Origin of the sequence: Crocosphaera watsonii WH 8501 (genome assembly GCF_000167195.1) — a bacterium.
Classification (GTDB): Bacteria; Cyanobacteriota; Cyanobacteriia; order Cyanobacteriales; family Microcystaceae; genus Crocosphaera; species Crocosphaera watsonii.
Map to the genome: position 1 here is coordinate 47,879 of NZ_AADV02000001.1, position 15,769 is coordinate 63,647.

The 15,769-nt window shown below is 37.2% G+C and carries 15 protein-coding genes and 1 pseudogene; 9 read left to right on the forward strand and 7 right to left on the reverse strand.

The window, feature by feature from the left end; genetic code table 11:
- The first annotated feature begins 51 nt into the window (after positions 1–51).
- Positions 52–306, forward strand: coding sequence for a SemiSWEET transporter (locus CWATDRAFT_RS00270; RefSeq protein ID WP_021830395.1), 255 nt, complete (start codon positions 52–54; stop codon positions 304–306).
- 85 nt (positions 307–391) lie between these two features.
- Here the strand turns inward: CWATDRAFT_RS00270 and CWATDRAFT_RS00275 are convergent, their stop codons facing one another.
- Positions 392–730 carry a hypothetical protein gene (locus CWATDRAFT_RS00275; protein ID WP_007303086.1) on the reverse strand — a complete coding sequence of 113 codons (339 nt, stop codon included), beginning with the start codon at positions 728–730 and terminating at the stop codon, positions 392–394.
- 215 nt (positions 731–945) lie between these two features.
- Between CWATDRAFT_RS00275 and CWATDRAFT_RS00280 the strand changes: the two genes are divergently transcribed.
- Positions 946–2,277: a cytochrome P450 gene (locus CWATDRAFT_RS00280; RefSeq protein ID WP_007303087.1), complete on the forward strand. Its 1,332-nt coding sequence runs from the start codon at positions 946–948 to the stop codon at positions 2,275–2,277.
- Positions 2,278–2,423: 146 nt separating this feature from the next.
- Here the strand turns inward: CWATDRAFT_RS00280 and psaJ are convergent, their stop codons facing one another.
- From psaJ to lpxD, 3 genes are all read right to left on the reverse strand, one after another.
- Entirely contained in the window at positions 2,424–2,552 is a 129-nt protein-coding gene (gene psaJ / locus CWATDRAFT_RS00285; RefSeq protein WP_007303088.1) for a photosystem I reaction center subunit IX, read from the reverse strand.
- Between the two features lie 56 nt (positions 2,553–2,608).
- Entirely contained in the window at positions 2,609–3,103 is a 495-nt protein-coding gene (locus CWATDRAFT_RS00290; protein WP_007303089.1) for a photosystem I reaction center protein PsaF, subunit III, read from the reverse strand.
- Between the two features lie 138 nt (positions 3,104–3,241).
- Positions 3,242–4,285 (reverse strand): UDP-3-O-(3-hydroxymyristoyl)glucosamine N-acyltransferase, encoded by a 1,044-nt coding sequence (lpxD, locus tag CWATDRAFT_RS00295; RefSeq protein ID WP_007303090.1) that lies wholly within the window; start codon positions 4,283–4,285, stop codon positions 3,242–3,244.
- Between the two features lie 127 nt (positions 4,286–4,412).
- Here lpxD and CWATDRAFT_RS00300 point away from each other — a divergent pair, with 127 nt between their 5' ends.
- The 7 genes and pseudogenes from CWATDRAFT_RS00300 to CWATDRAFT_RS00330 all read left to right on the forward strand — a co-directional run bounded on the left by CWATDRAFT_RS00300 (position 4,413) and on the right by CWATDRAFT_RS00330 (position 10,248).
- Entirely contained in the window at positions 4,413–5,696 is a 1,284-nt protein-coding gene (locus tag CWATDRAFT_RS00300) for a glycoside hydrolase family 10 protein (protein WP_007303091.1), read from the forward strand.
- Between the two features lie 482 nt (positions 5,697–6,178).
- Positions 6,179–7,025: pseudogene (locus tag CWATDRAFT_RS00305) on the forward strand (prohibitin family protein).
- Between the two features lie 233 nt (positions 7,026–7,258).
- The gene (locus CWATDRAFT_RS00310) at positions 7,259–7,918 is read left to right on the forward strand and encodes an energy-coupling factor ABC transporter ATP-binding protein (protein ID WP_007303094.1); all 660 of its coding nucleotides are present in this window, start codon (positions 7,259–7,261) and stop codon (positions 7,916–7,918) included.
- A gap of 68 nt (positions 7,919–7,986) precedes the next feature.
- Positions 7,987–8,307, forward strand: a complete 321-nt coding sequence (locus CWATDRAFT_RS00315) for a hypothetical protein (RefSeq protein WP_007303095.1) — start codon at positions 7,987–7,989, stop codon at positions 8,305–8,307.
- A gap of 84 nt (positions 8,308–8,391) precedes the next feature.
- A complete protein-coding gene (locus CWATDRAFT_RS36800) occupies positions 8,392–8,931 on the forward strand; it encodes a hypothetical protein (RefSeq protein WP_157134020.1) in 540 nt (179 codons plus the stop codon).
- Positions 8,932–8,939: 8 nt separating this feature from the next.
- The gene (locus CWATDRAFT_RS00325) at positions 8,940–9,521 is read left to right on the forward strand and encodes a helix-turn-helix domain-containing protein (RefSeq protein ID WP_007303067.1); all 582 of its coding nucleotides are present in this window, start codon (positions 8,940–8,942) and stop codon (positions 9,519–9,521) included.
- 64 nt (positions 9,522–9,585) lie between these two features.
- Positions 9,586–10,248 (forward strand): transposase, encoded by a 663-nt coding sequence (locus CWATDRAFT_RS00330; RefSeq protein WP_007303097.1) that lies wholly within the window; start codon positions 9,586–9,588, stop codon positions 10,246–10,248.
- Here CWATDRAFT_RS00330 and CWATDRAFT_RS00335 read toward each other — a convergent pair.
- The 3 genes from CWATDRAFT_RS00335 to CWATDRAFT_RS00345 form a co-directional block, all read right to left on the reverse strand.
- Positions 10,211–11,440, reverse strand: coding sequence for a serine hydrolase domain-containing protein (locus CWATDRAFT_RS00335; protein WP_007303098.1), 1,230 nt, complete (start codon positions 11,438–11,440; stop codon positions 10,211–10,213). The two genes, CWATDRAFT_RS00330 and CWATDRAFT_RS00335, sit on opposite strands and share 38 nt — an antisense overlap.
- A gap of 141 nt (positions 11,441–11,581) precedes the next feature.
- Positions 11,582–13,510, reverse strand: coding sequence for a DNA topoisomerase (ATP-hydrolyzing) subunit B (gyrB, locus tag CWATDRAFT_RS00340; protein ID WP_007303099.1), 1,929 nt, complete (start codon positions 13,508–13,510; stop codon positions 11,582–11,584).
- A 153-nt stretch (positions 13,511–13,663) separates the two neighbouring features.
- Entirely contained in the window at positions 13,664–15,748 is a 2,085-nt protein-coding gene (locus CWATDRAFT_RS00345; RefSeq protein WP_007303100.1) for a DUF2064 domain-containing protein, read from the reverse strand.
- Positions 15,749–15,769 lie beyond the last annotated feature (21 nt).

Genomic DNA, 15,769 nt, shown 5'->3' on the forward strand with positions numbered 1-15,769 from the left:
TATTATTATTGTCCCCTATTGGAATTTTTCAGCAAAACCCACTACTGAGCTATGGATTCGATTACTTGGATTGGTTTATTAGCAGGAACTCTAACCACTATTTCTTTCTTTCCACAAATGTTAAAAACGTGGAAAACTCGCTCGACAAAAGACATTTCTTTGGTGATGTTTTTGCTATTTTGCGGAGGTGTATTGTTATGGATTGTTTATGGATTATTTCTTGGGGATATTCCTGTGATTATGACCAATGTAGCGACTTTTATTCTAGCTTTTCCTATCTTAGTTTTGAAACTAAAATATAAGTAACCAAAAAAGTCCCGCATTTTATTTTCAAAATTGTAGATTATTTAAATAACCATCTGCGGGACAGACTCACTAAGTCTACGAAACTTTAATCTTCATCCATGGGAGGATAAGCTTCTTCTATTTCCCATAATCTATCTTTATGATCTATGAACCAACTACGAGTTTCTGGGGTTAATTGAACCCAGATAATTTCCATTGGTACATGAGGAGAAGAATATTGATACTTCTCCCCTAATTTTCTCAAATTATCAATAATATGAGGAGATAATCCAAACACAGACCAATCGACGTGCAAACGTCGGCCAAAAACACCTCCTGTTGGGTCAAAAACCAGTTGAGATGCTCTGACTAAATCGGCAAAATGTCTAGGTTCTAGTCCTGTTATCTTCTGGATTTCCATTCCTTGGCTACGACTTGGCTGCATAGCGACTTTCCCTAAGCAAATAATTCTGTATCCATTGTAACTGATTAAGGTCAAGTTTTATCTATTTTTTATCCCTCAATCATAACTTATTTGCGAAACATTGACTTTTGATAATAAATATTGGTTTATGTTACTATAGTTAATAATCATTGACCTAACTTAACCTTCAGTAATTCAAGAATTAATTATTATAGTTTTAAGTATTTAGACTGATTATGAATTTACCACCGACCCTTTCTCAACCACGACTACTAAGACTGTTTAAACTTATTTTTTATCCCTTAGATTATCTAGAAGATAATTATCAAAGATACGGGGATATTTTTGTTGCTGGTAAATCTGAAACCCCTTTTGTTTATATTAGCAATCCCCAAGGAATTCAAACAATATTAACTAGGGACAAAACTGATTTTAAAACCGGAGGAGGTAGTGGCTTTTTAAGCACCTTATTAGGTGATAATTCTTTGCTATTTTTACAGGGGGAAAGACATCGAAGAGAACGAAAATTATTGATGCCTCCTTTTCATGGGGAAAGACTAAAAAGCTATGCAAATTTAATTTACTCTATTAGCGATAAGGTTACGGATAAACTACAAATAAACAGATCTTTTAATGTTCGTGACATAATGCAAGAAATTACTTTAAAAGTAATCTTAAAAGCTGTTTTTGGTATCACAGAAGGAGAACGTTATCAACGCTTACAAGAATTATTAAAGTCTTGGTTATCTTTTTTTGATAGTCCTGCTAATGCCATACTTATTTTCTTTCCTTGGCTGAGAAAAAACTGGGGTAATTGGACTCCTTGGGGACGTTTTTTGCAAATAAAAGCGGAGATTCAAGAGTTGATTTACACCGAAATTAGAGAACGCCGTGAACAAAAAAAATACGAAGGAACAGATATTTTAACCCTGTTAATGTTGGCTAAGGATGAAGAAGGAAAACCCCTGAGTGATCAAGAATTACACGATGAATTGATTACTCTTTTAATTGCAGGCCATGAAACAACTGCTTCTGCTTTAACCTGGGCTTTATATTGGATTCATTTTTGTCCAGATGTTGAAGATAAATTGCGATTTCATTTCTCAAATTTGAATAATAATACTGACTTATTGGATATTGTGAAGTTACCTTATTTAGATGCAGTTTGTAAGGAGACTTTACGTATTTATCCAGTGCTGTTAACCACATTTATTCGTGTTTTACAAACTCCCCTAGAATTAATGGGCTATCAGTTTAAACCTGGGACAGTATTTGCTCCTGCAATTTATTTAGTTCATCATCGAGAAGACATTTATCCTAATTCTCAACAATTTCGTCCAGAAAGGTTTTTAGAAAGAAACTTCTCTCCCTATGAGTATTTTCCCTTTGGTGGGGGAAGTCGTCGCTGTATCGGTATGGAATTAGCCAAAATGGAGATGAAAATAGTTTTATATACTATCTTATCAAAACATAAATTAAAGCTTCCTTCTTCTCGTCCCCTTAAAGCTGTGAGACGTGGCTTAACTGTAGCACCTCCCAGTAATTTTAAGATGATTCTTAGTAATTAGGACATTCCAGAGATTCGGAGTTCCAATGTACAAAAAAATTTGGAACAAGGATTTATACCTTGTTCCAAAAATTTTATTGTGAAACTTTCAAACTCATTAATGTTTAAAAAATTATCAGCTAAAGGGGTGAATTGTAGCTTAATTTTTTAACCTAAAGGGTGAAACAAAAGATCCGGAAAGAAACGATTGAACTCGATTAAAATCCCTGCGGTAAAGGTTAACAATGCCATAATTAGAACAGGGGCGGTGGACAAAAACTTTGTAAAATCTGCCATGAATTTAGTTCTCCAAACAATTGATGATCAATGAAAAAAGTACAAATGGTGTTTAATTAACGAGGGGATACGTTGATTTCGCTGTCCTTAGCGGTTAATTTGCCAGTGACTAATTCTCGGAAAGCAGCTACAGGCCAAATAAAACCAGTTAACATTTTGCTGATAGCTAGGGGAACATCGATGATGATCTCTTTCATCTCAGAGTTTTTCTCATCGCGGACAGCGATTAAATAAGCGCGTCCAACCCAGCCGATCCAACCAGCGATATAAAGGAACATCAACCCAGGAATGGTAAAGTCTCCAGCGTGAGCGAAGTTACCATCTACTACTAGGTGAGGATAGCCTTCAGGACCACATAACGCCTCTGCATAACGTTCAGCACGTTTTTGACCAGATAGAGGATCATTGGTGGTATTAAGGAAGTTTTTAGATTTTTGTTGGTAAGCGGGGTTTTCGCTGCAAGGGGTCAAATTATCATAAGCGGCTGTTGCAGTGGGGGCAAAGCTGAACCACAGGGCAGCAACGAGAATTAAGGCGAACAATCGTTTCATAAGTTTTGTTTCCTTTTGTTACAAAATACTAAGTTTGTTGTACGCAGGATAGGAAAAATCAATGGTACATTGCAAATATCTTACCCAACTTTAAAGTCTTCGTAAAGATACAGTGCAAAAATTGACACTCCCCCCCCTTTATTCTTCTAATTTTTTCTGTAACCGTTTCAACGTTTGATACATCTCGGGTAGCTTTTTATAGATTGCAGATGCTTTTAAATATAACTTATTGGGAACTGCTGGACTACTAGAAACAATTTCCCCAGGGGCTACATCACTGGGAATACCTGTTTGTGCTGTTGCGATCGCACCGTCTCCTATTTTGGCTTGGTTCGCGATACCCACTTGTCCGGCTAAAATTACCCTTTTACCCAAGGTAACACCACCAGCTAAGCCAACTTGAGAAGCCATAACGCAATTTTCCCCAATTTGACAGTTATGGGCAATATGCACTAAGTTATCCATCTTTGTATTACGACCAATACGAGTTGTTCCCACAGCCGGGCGATCGATGGCACTATTACAGCCGATTTCTACCCCATCCTCCAGAATTACATAACCAGACTGCTCCATCTTAAACCAACCTTCACGGGTGGGAACAAAGCCAAATCCTTCGGCCCCAATAACGGCTCCACTGTGAATAACGCAATCTTTTCCAATTTGCGCCCGTTCGTGGATGGTACAATTAGCATGGATTAAGGTGCGATCGCCTATAGTCACTTCGGGATAAATAACAACATTACCCTGAATACAAGCATTATCACCAATTTTTACCCCCTGTTGAATAATGACATGGGGACCAATATAAACATCTTTGCCCAAGGTGACACTGGGATCGATAACTGCGGTTTCATGAATACCAGGGGTTGGCCGAAAGGGTTGATAAAACAATTTAATGGCGTGAGCAAAGGTTAAACGGGGTTCTGGGGTCGCTAACCAAGCAATACCTTTTCCTGTCGCTTCTTGCTGTAACCCCTGGTCACGGGGCAAAATCAAGGCACTGGCAGCGGTTTTAGACACCATAGCAGCGAACTTGGGACCTTCAATATAACTTAGCTGTTTTTCCTGGGCTTCACTAACAGCAGCAACGCCTATAATATCGGGATTATTATCTTTATAAGTGCTTAAACTATGTTCAGTGACTAAAAAACCTAGTTTTTCAACGATTTCTTGAAATTTCATCTTTATAGTAACTATTTATAATGCTATTTCTCTGTAGACGTAGCTTGGTGTTCTACTGTTGCGAGATCCCGATTATCGCTAGAATGAGGATTCTACTTTATGTTTCCTGCTTAGTTATCTGAAAACTATGAAACAAAACCTATTTGATAAAAGTGCTAATGCGCTGGTTAAATTTAGTCGTCGTTGGGGTCGTCAAGGTTGGCTAATTTTTTTAGTTTGCTTTGGCATCTATTTAACCTTAATTCCCTTTACACATCCTTTTTCTGCCCAGTCTCGTGAGCAACCAGCAGAAATAAGAGGGGTGTGGTTGACTAATGTTGATAGTCAAGTCTTGCTTGATTCAAAAACTCTAACCGAAAGCATCAATACTCTTTCTCAACTTAACTTTAATACCTTGTATCCTACGGTTTGGAACTGGGGTTATACTTTATACCCTTCCCAAGTTGCTCAATCTGTTGTCGGTAAAAATTTAGACCCCACACCTGGCCTGCAAGGTCGAGATACACTCAAAGAAATTGTTGAACAAGGTCATGAAAAAGGAATGTCTGTTATTCCTTGGTTTGAATTTGGATTTATGGCACCGAAAGACTCGGAGTTGGCTAAACGTCATCCAGACTGGTTAACTAAACGACAAGATAATAGCACCATGTGGTTAGAAGGGAATACCCATGAAAGAGTTTGGTTAAGTCCTTTTAACCCTGAAGTTCAAGAATTTTTAACCGATTTATTAATTGAAATTGTTACTAATTACGATATTGATGGCATCCAAGTAGATGATCATTTCGGTATTCCCTTTGATTTTGGTTACGATGATGTTACAGTGCAAATCTATCAACAAGAACATAATGGAAAACGTCCCCCCGCAACCCCTAGTTATCTAAAAATGGGACGTAATAATTGTTTAGCTAAAGACGCAGCTTGGACAGAATGGACTAACTGGAGAGCAAAAAAAATTACCGAATATATGGGAGAAGTTTTTGCCGCAGTCAAAGCAGTTAAACCTGATATCATGGTTTCTGTTTCTCCTAACCCTCAAACTTTCTCAAAAAATTGTTTTCTTTTAGACTGGTACGCTTGGGAAAGAAAAGGACTTGTTGAAGAATTAGTCTTACAAGTTTATCGCCCAAATATGGTAGATTTTCAACGGGAAATTAATCGACCCGAAGTCCGACAAGCTAAAGCACGTATCCCCTTCGCTGTTGGGGTTTTGTCCGGTTTAAAAGGTCGTCCCGTTCCCATGCAGCGCATCAACAACCAAGTAAAAGCAACTCGTAATCAAAAGTTTGCAGGTGTCTCTTTCTTCTTCTATGAAAGCCTCTGGAACTTTGGACCAAAATCACCCAAAGAACGTCAATTGATGTTTAAACAAATATTTCCCACTACTGTTAGTCGTCCCCTGATCAAAGGTTAGTTTTATTCGTAGGGGTTTAGCAATGCTAAACCCCTACCAGTCAACAAATATAACTTAAACTTATATAAAAGTATGTATTATACTTGTATATAATATAATCTAAATAACCCAAAAAATAGTAACATTGAATACAAAATCTCAAAAAAATGTTCACAGTGATAATAAATCAGCAAAAATGAATAACGGAAGAATGGGGGTTGACAAAGCATACTACTTTTTTATATTATTTCAAAGAAAGTAACGGTAGGCTAAGTGTATATATCTCCTATTTTTTGTCGTCTGGGTTTGAGATAAAAAGATTTATAGAAAACTTGTCAACATCAGGAGTCTTCAACACTGAATCATTGGTAAAAAAAAATCCAAATCCAAACTCCGAACTCCGAACTCCGAACTCCGAACTCAGTCTGGTTATTTTTCGTTACACATAAACAGGCCAATAACAGCTAAAATCAGAACTAGGTTAGGATTAAGGAGAAACATTTGTGAGTCGTCAATCATCCCCAAGTTTGCAACCCTTATTGGGTGGTATTATTGCTGCGTTATTAGTAGTGATTAGTTTCAATTCATTTGTTGTGATTAACCCTGGACAAGCAGGGGTTTTAAGTGTTTTAGGAAAAGCTCAAAATGGGGCATTATTAGAGGGACTTCATTTTAAGCCACCTTTAGTGTCTGCCGTGGATGTTTATGATGTTACCGTGCAGAAGTTTGAAGTTCCGGCTCAGAGTGCAACCAAAGATTTACAAGATTTAAGTGCAAGTTTTGCCATTAACTTTCGTCTTGATCCCGTGCAAGTTGTTACTATTCGACGCACCCAAGGAACCCTACAAAATATTGTTTCTAAAATTGTTGCCCCTCAAACCCAAGAATCATTCAAAATAGCAGCAGCAAAACGTACTGTAGAACAGGCCATTACCCAACGAAGTGAACTCAAAGAAGACTTTGATAATGCTCTCAATTCTCGTTTAGAAAAGTACGGTATTATTGTCCTAGATACCAGTGTCATCGATCTGAACTTCTCTCCTGAATTTGCCAAAGCGGTAGAAGATAAACAGATCGCCGAACAAAAAGCACAAAGGGCTGTTTATATTGCTCAAGAAGCCGAACAAGAGGCGCAAGCTGATATTAACCGTGCTAAAGGTAAAGCCGAAGCTCAAAGGTTGTTAGCAGAAACCTTGAAAGCTCAAGGGGGGTGAATTAGTGCTACAAAAAGAAGCGATCGAAGCCTGGAAAACTGGTGGCGCACAAATGCCCAAAGTTTTAGTCATGGGGGGAGATAGTAACAGTAGTGTTCCCTTTCTCTTCAATTTAAAAGACTTAGCTAGTGATTAATCAGTGAGCAGTGAGCAGTTATCAGTGATCAGTTTTTTAAGTTACAACACAAGTAAACATCATAAATAAACTGTGAATGTTTAGAGTGGGCAATATTCAAAAAAAATCTTATAATAACTATCTAGAAAATACCTGAAACATTGCCCACCAAATTTTTATATTACTGCATAATATATAATTGATAAGAATAAAAACAAATTAAATTCTAAATTATAAATTCACTTTCATTTTCTATGACAAATTTTGCTATTAATGTAGATAATATCAGCTTTAGTTGGCACGAAAAAGCCCAGGTTTTAAACTCTTGCTCATTGGGCGTACCAGAAGGAGAATTTTGGATGCTCTTGGGAGCAAACGGCAGTGGTAAGTCAACGCTGTTGAGATTATTAACTAATTTACTAACCCCCCAAAATGGAACCATTACCATGACTCCTCCCGTGGGCTTTGTCTTCCAAAACCCCGATCGCCAGTTAGTCATGCCCACCGTTGGGGCCGATATTGCCTTTGGGTTAGTAGAGGAAAAATTACCCCCTCCAGAAGTACGTAATCGTGTCCGAGAAGCCTTGAGCGCAGTTAACCTGCTAGAGTTAGAGAGAAGACCTATTTACGCTCTCAGTGGCGGACAAAAACAGCGTGTCGCTATTGCCGGAGCCATCGCCCGTCATTGTTCTGTCTTATTGTTGGATGAACCCACCGCATTACTTGATCCCGATACCCAAATCGAATTAGTAGAACAAGTGGAAAATTTAGTCAAAAGTCGAGGCATTACGGCCCTATGGGTGACACATCGTCTAGAGGAATTAAACTACTGTGATGGAGCTTTTTTATTGGAAGGAGGAAGAGTTGTACAACAGGGAGATCCCCAACTAATTAAAGCTAAAATTTCTCATTAACATTCCTTTAAATAATAAATAAATAACTACCTGGAAACTTTTTCAATATATCTTTTTTCATGTAAAAAATGTCAGAAAAAAAAGCAACACCATCATCTGTCGAGGGATCAGCAACCTCTACAAATACCCGAAGGAAAGCAAGAGAAAAAAGAGTTAACACTGTTCTAAAATTTTTGAAAATATTGGGAATACCAGTTTCTGGAGGGGGAGTCACAGGGACAATTATATTACTGAAAAATGGTAAATACGAATTAGCCATCATTACAACTTTGATTAGTGTATTGGCTTTAGTTATAGCGATATGGGGAAATTTTTTCTTACGAGTAATAAATCTTACTTTAGACTTAATAGAAGAAGAGTTAGAAAAGATAGAAGAACCCATAGCATAATGGATTGTTAAGCAACTCAAAACCTTTCCTATGCGGTTATGGTGGCAATTCAATCCACAATTCAAGGGTCGATATTATGAGAGTTTGATTGATCCCTTTAGAGAACTAAAAATAGAAGGGTTTAGGATTGGTTTACCAGCATTAGATTTAGAAGATATTTTTGTTTCTTTGCGAGTAAAAACAGGAACCCCTGATACAATTAGAGGCACAATCATTACAAGACAATCAGACAATGAACAAAGAGAAATTTGGGAATTTTTAAAGAATAACCAGGATAAATTTCAATCCTATCGCCGTTTAGCTGTGATTGCTTCTCCCGGCTCAGGAAAAACAACTCTCCTCAAGCATTTAACCCTAACCTATGCCAAAAAGCAACAGGACAAATATCAGGCACCCAATTTCATTCCTGTATTATTATATCTGCGAGATATTCGCCATCAACTTGTCACAGAAAATCCTCCTTTACTGTCACAACTGATTCGAGAACATATTGAAAACCTCCCCTCAGATCCCCCTTTAGCCTTACCCCCTAATTGGATTGAGGATCAATTAAGATTAGGGAAATGCCTAGTGCAGCTTGGCGAAAGTAATCCACCAGATTTTTACAGAAACTTTCGTGACTAGCCACGACAATGTGTTTCAATGAAACTAACGGAAGAATCTCGAAGTTGATGTCCATGATAAAAGCATTGCCAATTAACCTCTCCAACCTACAGAAAACAGTACTCCAACAAATAGTGAGAGGGACAACAAACCCCTATCGCCTTGTTAGACGAGCCAAGCTAATCTTAGCCGCAGCATCAGGAGAGAGCAATAGTTCGATTAGTCGAAGATTAGAATTAGACCGAGTACAAGTGCGTCAGTGGCGATCGCGATGGTTTGAGGAGAGAGAAAAACTGAGTGCCGCCGAAGAACAACAGGTAACGGAGAAAGCATTAATGGTCTTGATCAAAGGAATTTTAAGCGATCGCCCAAGACCTGGAACAACAAAATCCTTTACGGTCGAACAAGTAGTCCAGATTGTAGAGATCGCTTGTGAAGAATGTGAAAAATCAGACAGACCAGTGAGCCATTGGACACCTTCAGAGTTGGCGGATGAAGCCATAAAAAGAGGAATTGTCGAAAAGATTTCCCCCCGTAGTGTGGGGCGTTTTTTAAAAAGAAGCGACATTACAACCACATCTCGTTCGTTACTGGTTAAATGCCAAAATTGATGATCCCTTAAAATTTAAAAAGCAAGTCAAATATATCTGTGAACTTCATCAAGAAGCTAAAACTTTGTTAGAACAAGGAATTCATTTAATTAGTACAGATGAAATGACAGGGATTCAAGCTCTTGAGAGATTATTTCCGAACAAAAGAATCAAGCCTAAACAAGTAGAAAAAATCGAATTTGAATATGAAAGACACGGAACTTTAAGCTTGATTGCGAACTGGGATGTGGCAAGAGGAAAAGTTGTTAGTCCCTCTATTGGACCGACAAGAACAGAACAAGATTTTTCTGAACATATCCAGAGAACGATTAAGATTGATGAAAAAGCAGAATGGATTTTTATTGTAGATAAACTCAACACTCATAAATCGGAAAGCTTAGTCAAATTAGTAGCAGAAAGCTGTGGAATTACTATTGATTTGGGGAGAAAAGGAAAGGAGGGGATTTTGCAATCTATGGACAGCAGAGCAGATTTTTTATCAGATGAATCTCATCGAATTCGCTTTGTTTATATTCCCAAACATACATCGTGGCTTAATCAAATTGAGTGTTGGTTTTCGATCTTAGTCAGGCGTTTACTCAAAAGAATTACTGTCCGTTCAACTGAAGAACTATCCCAAAAAATTCTCAATTTTATTGATTACTTTAATCAACATTTTGCTAAGCCGTTCGTTTGGAAATTTAAGGGCTTTAAAGATCATAAGTGGCTGGTGGATTATTTTTGCTAAGCTGCACTAGGTTATCGTCGGAAAATCCGTTAATTAACTCGATGTAGGTTAAGTCATCTTGGGGAGAGTACCACATATTGGAGCGATGGCCCAAAGTTTGCCCCCGATGAATGTACCAAAAACGATTAGGGGATTCGATGGTCCCTACTCCTAAACCATAAGAATCATAGCTAGGGTTGTCAATGGTAGGTCTAATATCGAGCATTTGCTCCAAACTTTCCTCTTCCAATAACTCCCCTTTGAACAAACCACGGGCAAAGATATCTAAGTCTTGAAGATTAGAAATCATTGCCCCCGCTGCCCATGCCCAAGACAAACCAAGAAAGCTAATATTATTTAAGGTTCCGTCCCCATCAAAATCCCAGTAAGCATTAACAACCTCTCCATTAACCTCTTCTTCTCCTGCAAAAAAAGTATTTTCTAGACCTAATGGGGTAAGAATGCGATCGCGGATTTCTTGGGCTAGATTATTCCCTGTGACGGCTTCTATAATTAATCCAGCTAAGATAAAATTTGTATTAGAATATTCCAGAGATTCTCCTGGGGCAAACAAAGGATCAAGGCCGTTAACAAACTCAGTTAATTCTTCTGGTTGCCACTCTGTTAAAAATATTGTGGGGTCAATGGCAGCTTGGTTAAAAATTTCCGTTAAATAGTCAGGAATACCGCTTGTATGCTGTAATATCTGTCTTAGAGTTATATCTTGAGCATTGGCAATATCCTCGGTAATAGTTTCTGGCAGCCAAGTAGTGAGGGTATCTTCTAAGGTTAATGCACCTTCTTCTACTAGCTTTAAAATGGTAGCAGCGACAAAGGTTTTGGTGATACTGCCAACTTGAAAAAGATCGTCAGTTTCTACTGGTATGTCATTTTCTAGGTCAGCTACTCCACTGGCTCCATACCAACTGCCAGAGGGAGAAACGATCGCCACCACAGCCCCGGGAACTTCGGAGGCCCGTGTGCCATCCAACCCTGTTTGTAGCTCTTGTTGTAGTTCTTCTTCTAAGGTAATCTCACCCCCTTCGATTTGGGCTTGAGTAAGATCAAATTCGGATAGGTTAGGAGCATTAACTCTAACAACTATACCTGTGTCTGGGGGTGGTTCACTAAGGGTTAGGGTTAGGGAGGAAACGGTTCCCTCAGATTCGATTAGGGTTTGTGGTTGTAGGATTAAGCTGACTTCGGGTTCCATTGTGGATAGTTAATGAGTTAAATTATCAATTACTATACATCTTAAACAAAATTAACAAATGGTGGGTTATCAATTAACAATTAATAATTAGCAATTGACAATTAATTAATTTGGGGTGAATTATTCACCCCAAAGGCAAACTTAAATATCTAAGTCTGTTAGATTTAATTTTGGTCCGTAGGTTTCGATAAACTCCCGTCTGGGGGCAACTCTATCGCCCATTAAAATAGTAAAGATGCGATCTGCTTCGGCAGCGTCTTCTATTTCTACTTGTTTCATACTACGGGTTTCTGGGTTCATGGTAGTTTCCCACAGTTGGGTTGGCATCATTTCTCCTAACCCTTTAAACCTTTGAATCGTATAATTCGCATTATTAGGAAGACTATTAATATGTTCTTGTAATTGTCGTTCATTATAACAATACATATGGTTACGTCCCCTCTCTACTTTATACAAGGGAGGACAAGCAATATAAACATATCCTTGGTCTACTAATGACCGTTGATACCGATAGAAAAAGGTCAATAATAAGGTCCGAATGTGCGCCCCATCTACGTCAGCATCGGTCATAATTACAATACGATGATAACGCAATTGTTCGGAATCAAATTCTTCTCCTTTTATCCCTAAACCCAAAGCAGTAATTAAAGATTGAATTTCGTTATTTTTGTAGATTTTTGCATCATCGGTTTTTTCAATATTAATAATTTTACCTCTGAGGGGCAAAATAGCTTGAAACCGTCGATCTCTTCCCTGTTTTGCTGAACCTCCAGCAGAGTCTCCTTCTACTAAGAAAATCTCTGATTCTTCGGGATCACGACTACTACAGTCTGCTAATTTTCCGGGTAAAGGGGAAGACTCTAAAACGGACTTACGACGTACTAATTCACGGGCCCGTCTGGCTGCTTCTGCTGCTTTAAAAGCTTGTACAGCTTTTTCAATAATATTATCAGCAACTTGGGGATTAAATTCTAAGTATTCGGTTAACACTTCCCCCACCAAAGAGTCTACAATTCCCCTAACTTCTGTATTACCTAATTTTGTCTTTGTTTGTCCTTCAAATTCCGGCTCAGGCACTTTAACAGAAATAACTCCTGTTAAACCTTCTCGAACATTCTCCCCACCTAAATTGGCATCATTCTCTTTTAATTTGTTGCGTTTTCTGGCAACATTATTCATCGTCCTTGTGAGAACTGTTTTTAAACCTTCTAAATGAGTTCCTCCATCAATGGTACGAATGTTATTGGCAAATCCTAATAAGTTATCGCTATAAGCATCGACACACCATAGTAAAGCAACTTCAACTTGTGTGCCGTTCTTTTCTCCTGAAACATAGATAATATCTTGGTGTAAGGGGTCTTTATCCCTACACATATAAGTAACGTATTCTTTAATACCTCCTTCATAACAATAGGTTTCATTATAGGGTTCTTCTTTTCTATGATCAGTAAATGTAATTTTAACCCCGGCATTGAGATAGGCTAATTCTTTTAACCTTCCTGCTAAGGTACTATAATCAAACTCGATTCCTCCTGAAAATATTTGGATATCAGGAAGGAAAGAAACCGAAGTACCAGTTGAGTGTTTTTTATCTGGTTTTGTGTCTAATGAACCAAGAGGAATACCCCTCTCATAACGTTGGGTATGAATATTATTATCACGCCAAACGTTAACAACAACCCATTCAGATAAAGCGTTAACCACGGAAATACCAACCCCGTGTAACCCTCCCGAAACTTTATAACCACCGCCTCCAAATTTTCCCCCGGCATGAAGTACCGTCATGACGGTTTCTAAAGCTGACTTTCCCGTGGTAGGATGAACATCTGTAGGGATACCACGGCCATTGTCGGTAACAGTTATTGAACCATCGGCGTTGATATCAATTTCGATATGGGTGCAATAACCAGCCAAAGCCTCATCAATTGAGTTATCCACGACTTCATAGACAAGGTGATGAAGTCCTCTAGGCCCTGTGGTTCCAATGTACATCCCTGGGCGTTTGCGGACTGGATCTAACCCTTCGAGAACTTGTATCTGCTCTGCACCGTAATTACTTTTTTTGGTCATGGAGTTTCCCTTTATAATCGCTTTTGAGGTGGCTTATGCCGACTCGATAGCAAAATCTTTAAAAATTGTAGCACATAAGGGTTAAAGGCTGCTTAAGGTTGAACTGAGAATATTTATATTGTAAGATCCCATGTCATAACCATTAGCCTATGCTTATATATTATCACTGACTGCGATAAAACTAAGACCACTAAACCTGGTGACTTGATAGTTTAAATCATTGAGTTTCTCAATGATATTGTTCATATTATGTTTTTTGTCTAAGAAATGGGTAATGAAGGGGGTTGAATTATGAAAAATTAAAACAGGTTGATGCTGTTTAATAGTTTTAACCATTCCTTTTAATATACCTAATTCATTTCCTTCTAAATTGATTTTAATAAGACTAATCTTTTTGTTATTAGGAAATCCATACTCATCTAATGCCATCGATTTGAGTGATTTTTCTTTTAAATCTGGGTAATAATAGCTTTTCGGGTTACTTATATATATATTTTCAATAGTGATTTTATTTCTTATTTCTCCAAGATAAAATTTATAATTATCTTTAAATAACTGATAGTGCGAGTAATCAGGTTCAAAGGATATAATATCGGTTTTAATGCGATTTTTGGTTAATATAATACTCAGTAAACAGCTAACCATTCCTACCTTGGCACCAACATCAATAAATATATCATCACCTTGACAGTATTTGAAGATTACAGGAATTAATTCATCCATCGATTGTTGATAATATATCTTTTTCCAGATTAAAAATTTATGCAGTATATTATTAGGGAAATGATACTTAAATGTATAAATTTTATCCTGAAAAGGAATTTCTAGGAGTTGATACTCATTCTGTGAACCATGATGAATTTTCCTTAATTGACAAGCAGGTAATTTTAAGATTTTTTTACCTGCCATTATTAACCAATTTTTTCCAACATTTTTGAATATAGATAAACAAGTATATTCACCATTTTTATTACTATATTTACGTGCATTGGTGATTATAGCATGAGATACATTTTGACACTGTTTATAATTAATTTTATTCTCAAATAAAGTAACATCTTCTAATAAAGAAAGATAATCAAAGCCCCCTATTTCTTTAAAATAATCTCGTCTTACACAAAAAACTTGATCCCCATAAGGCGATCGCCTGATATAATTAACAGTCCAAGCAACCCATTTTAAAGCTAAATGATCAGAATTAAATTGTAAATCAAAATAAGCTAATTTAATATTTTTATGGCTCAAAATAGAGATTAATTTATGATCCCATTCTGATGGTAATAAGGTATCTGCATGACAAAAAACAAGATATTTTCCTGATGAATGTCTTAACCCTACATTCATTTGAAAAGCACGACCTAAAGATGATATAGTAAACGATTGTATAGAAATATTAGGATAGTCATTTGTAAATTCTTCAACTCTTTCTAAAGTATTATCGTTGCTTCCTCCATCAACCACCAAAATTTCTATATTATTTGATGTTTCAGCTTGTTTAACTATATTAGCTAAAGTATCATAGATAGAATTAACTTCATTGAGAGTAGGAATAATAACAGATATTATAGGTTGATTTTCTTCAATCAAGTTACTTAAACCAAGAGATTTTAAGTCACTAATTTCGTCAACATCTACTAAGCTCTGATTGAGAATAGAGGCAGAGTTATAATTTTTTTTCATCAAAGTATAAGTCTGTTGGCCCACATTTCCTAAACTATAATTAATGCTGGTAAAAACATCGCTATAAGATGGTAAAGCAATGAGATAATAACCATTATCTTTAGTTAAGGCGATCGCTGCTTCTTTTCTTTTGACACATTCAATGGCTTGAGATAAAATATCAGCAGTAATCCCTGGTATATCTGCCCCAATTATTATTACTTCTTTTAACTGTTGTGCGATCGCATTTATCCTTTCCCCAAAAGAGGTTGAAGGTTGTTTAATAAAAGACAAGACACCAGAGTTTATCCCTTGCTTAATATCCAATACTAAAGCAGGATCAAAACCTTGGATCATCTCTGTTTGATAATCTATTCCTGTATAATTTACAATAATATTAACCCCATTGATCTCACGGAGTAAAATCATCAACATTTTACTCATAAAAACCCCATGGATATTGGCCGCCGTGCGATCGCCAATATCCCAAGCTAAACGAGTTTTAACCTTTCCTGGATCGGGGTATCGAGTAAACAAAACAATGCTAACAGGATAAGGTAAATTTTCTTTCTCAACCATGAATTAATCAAACATTCTAAA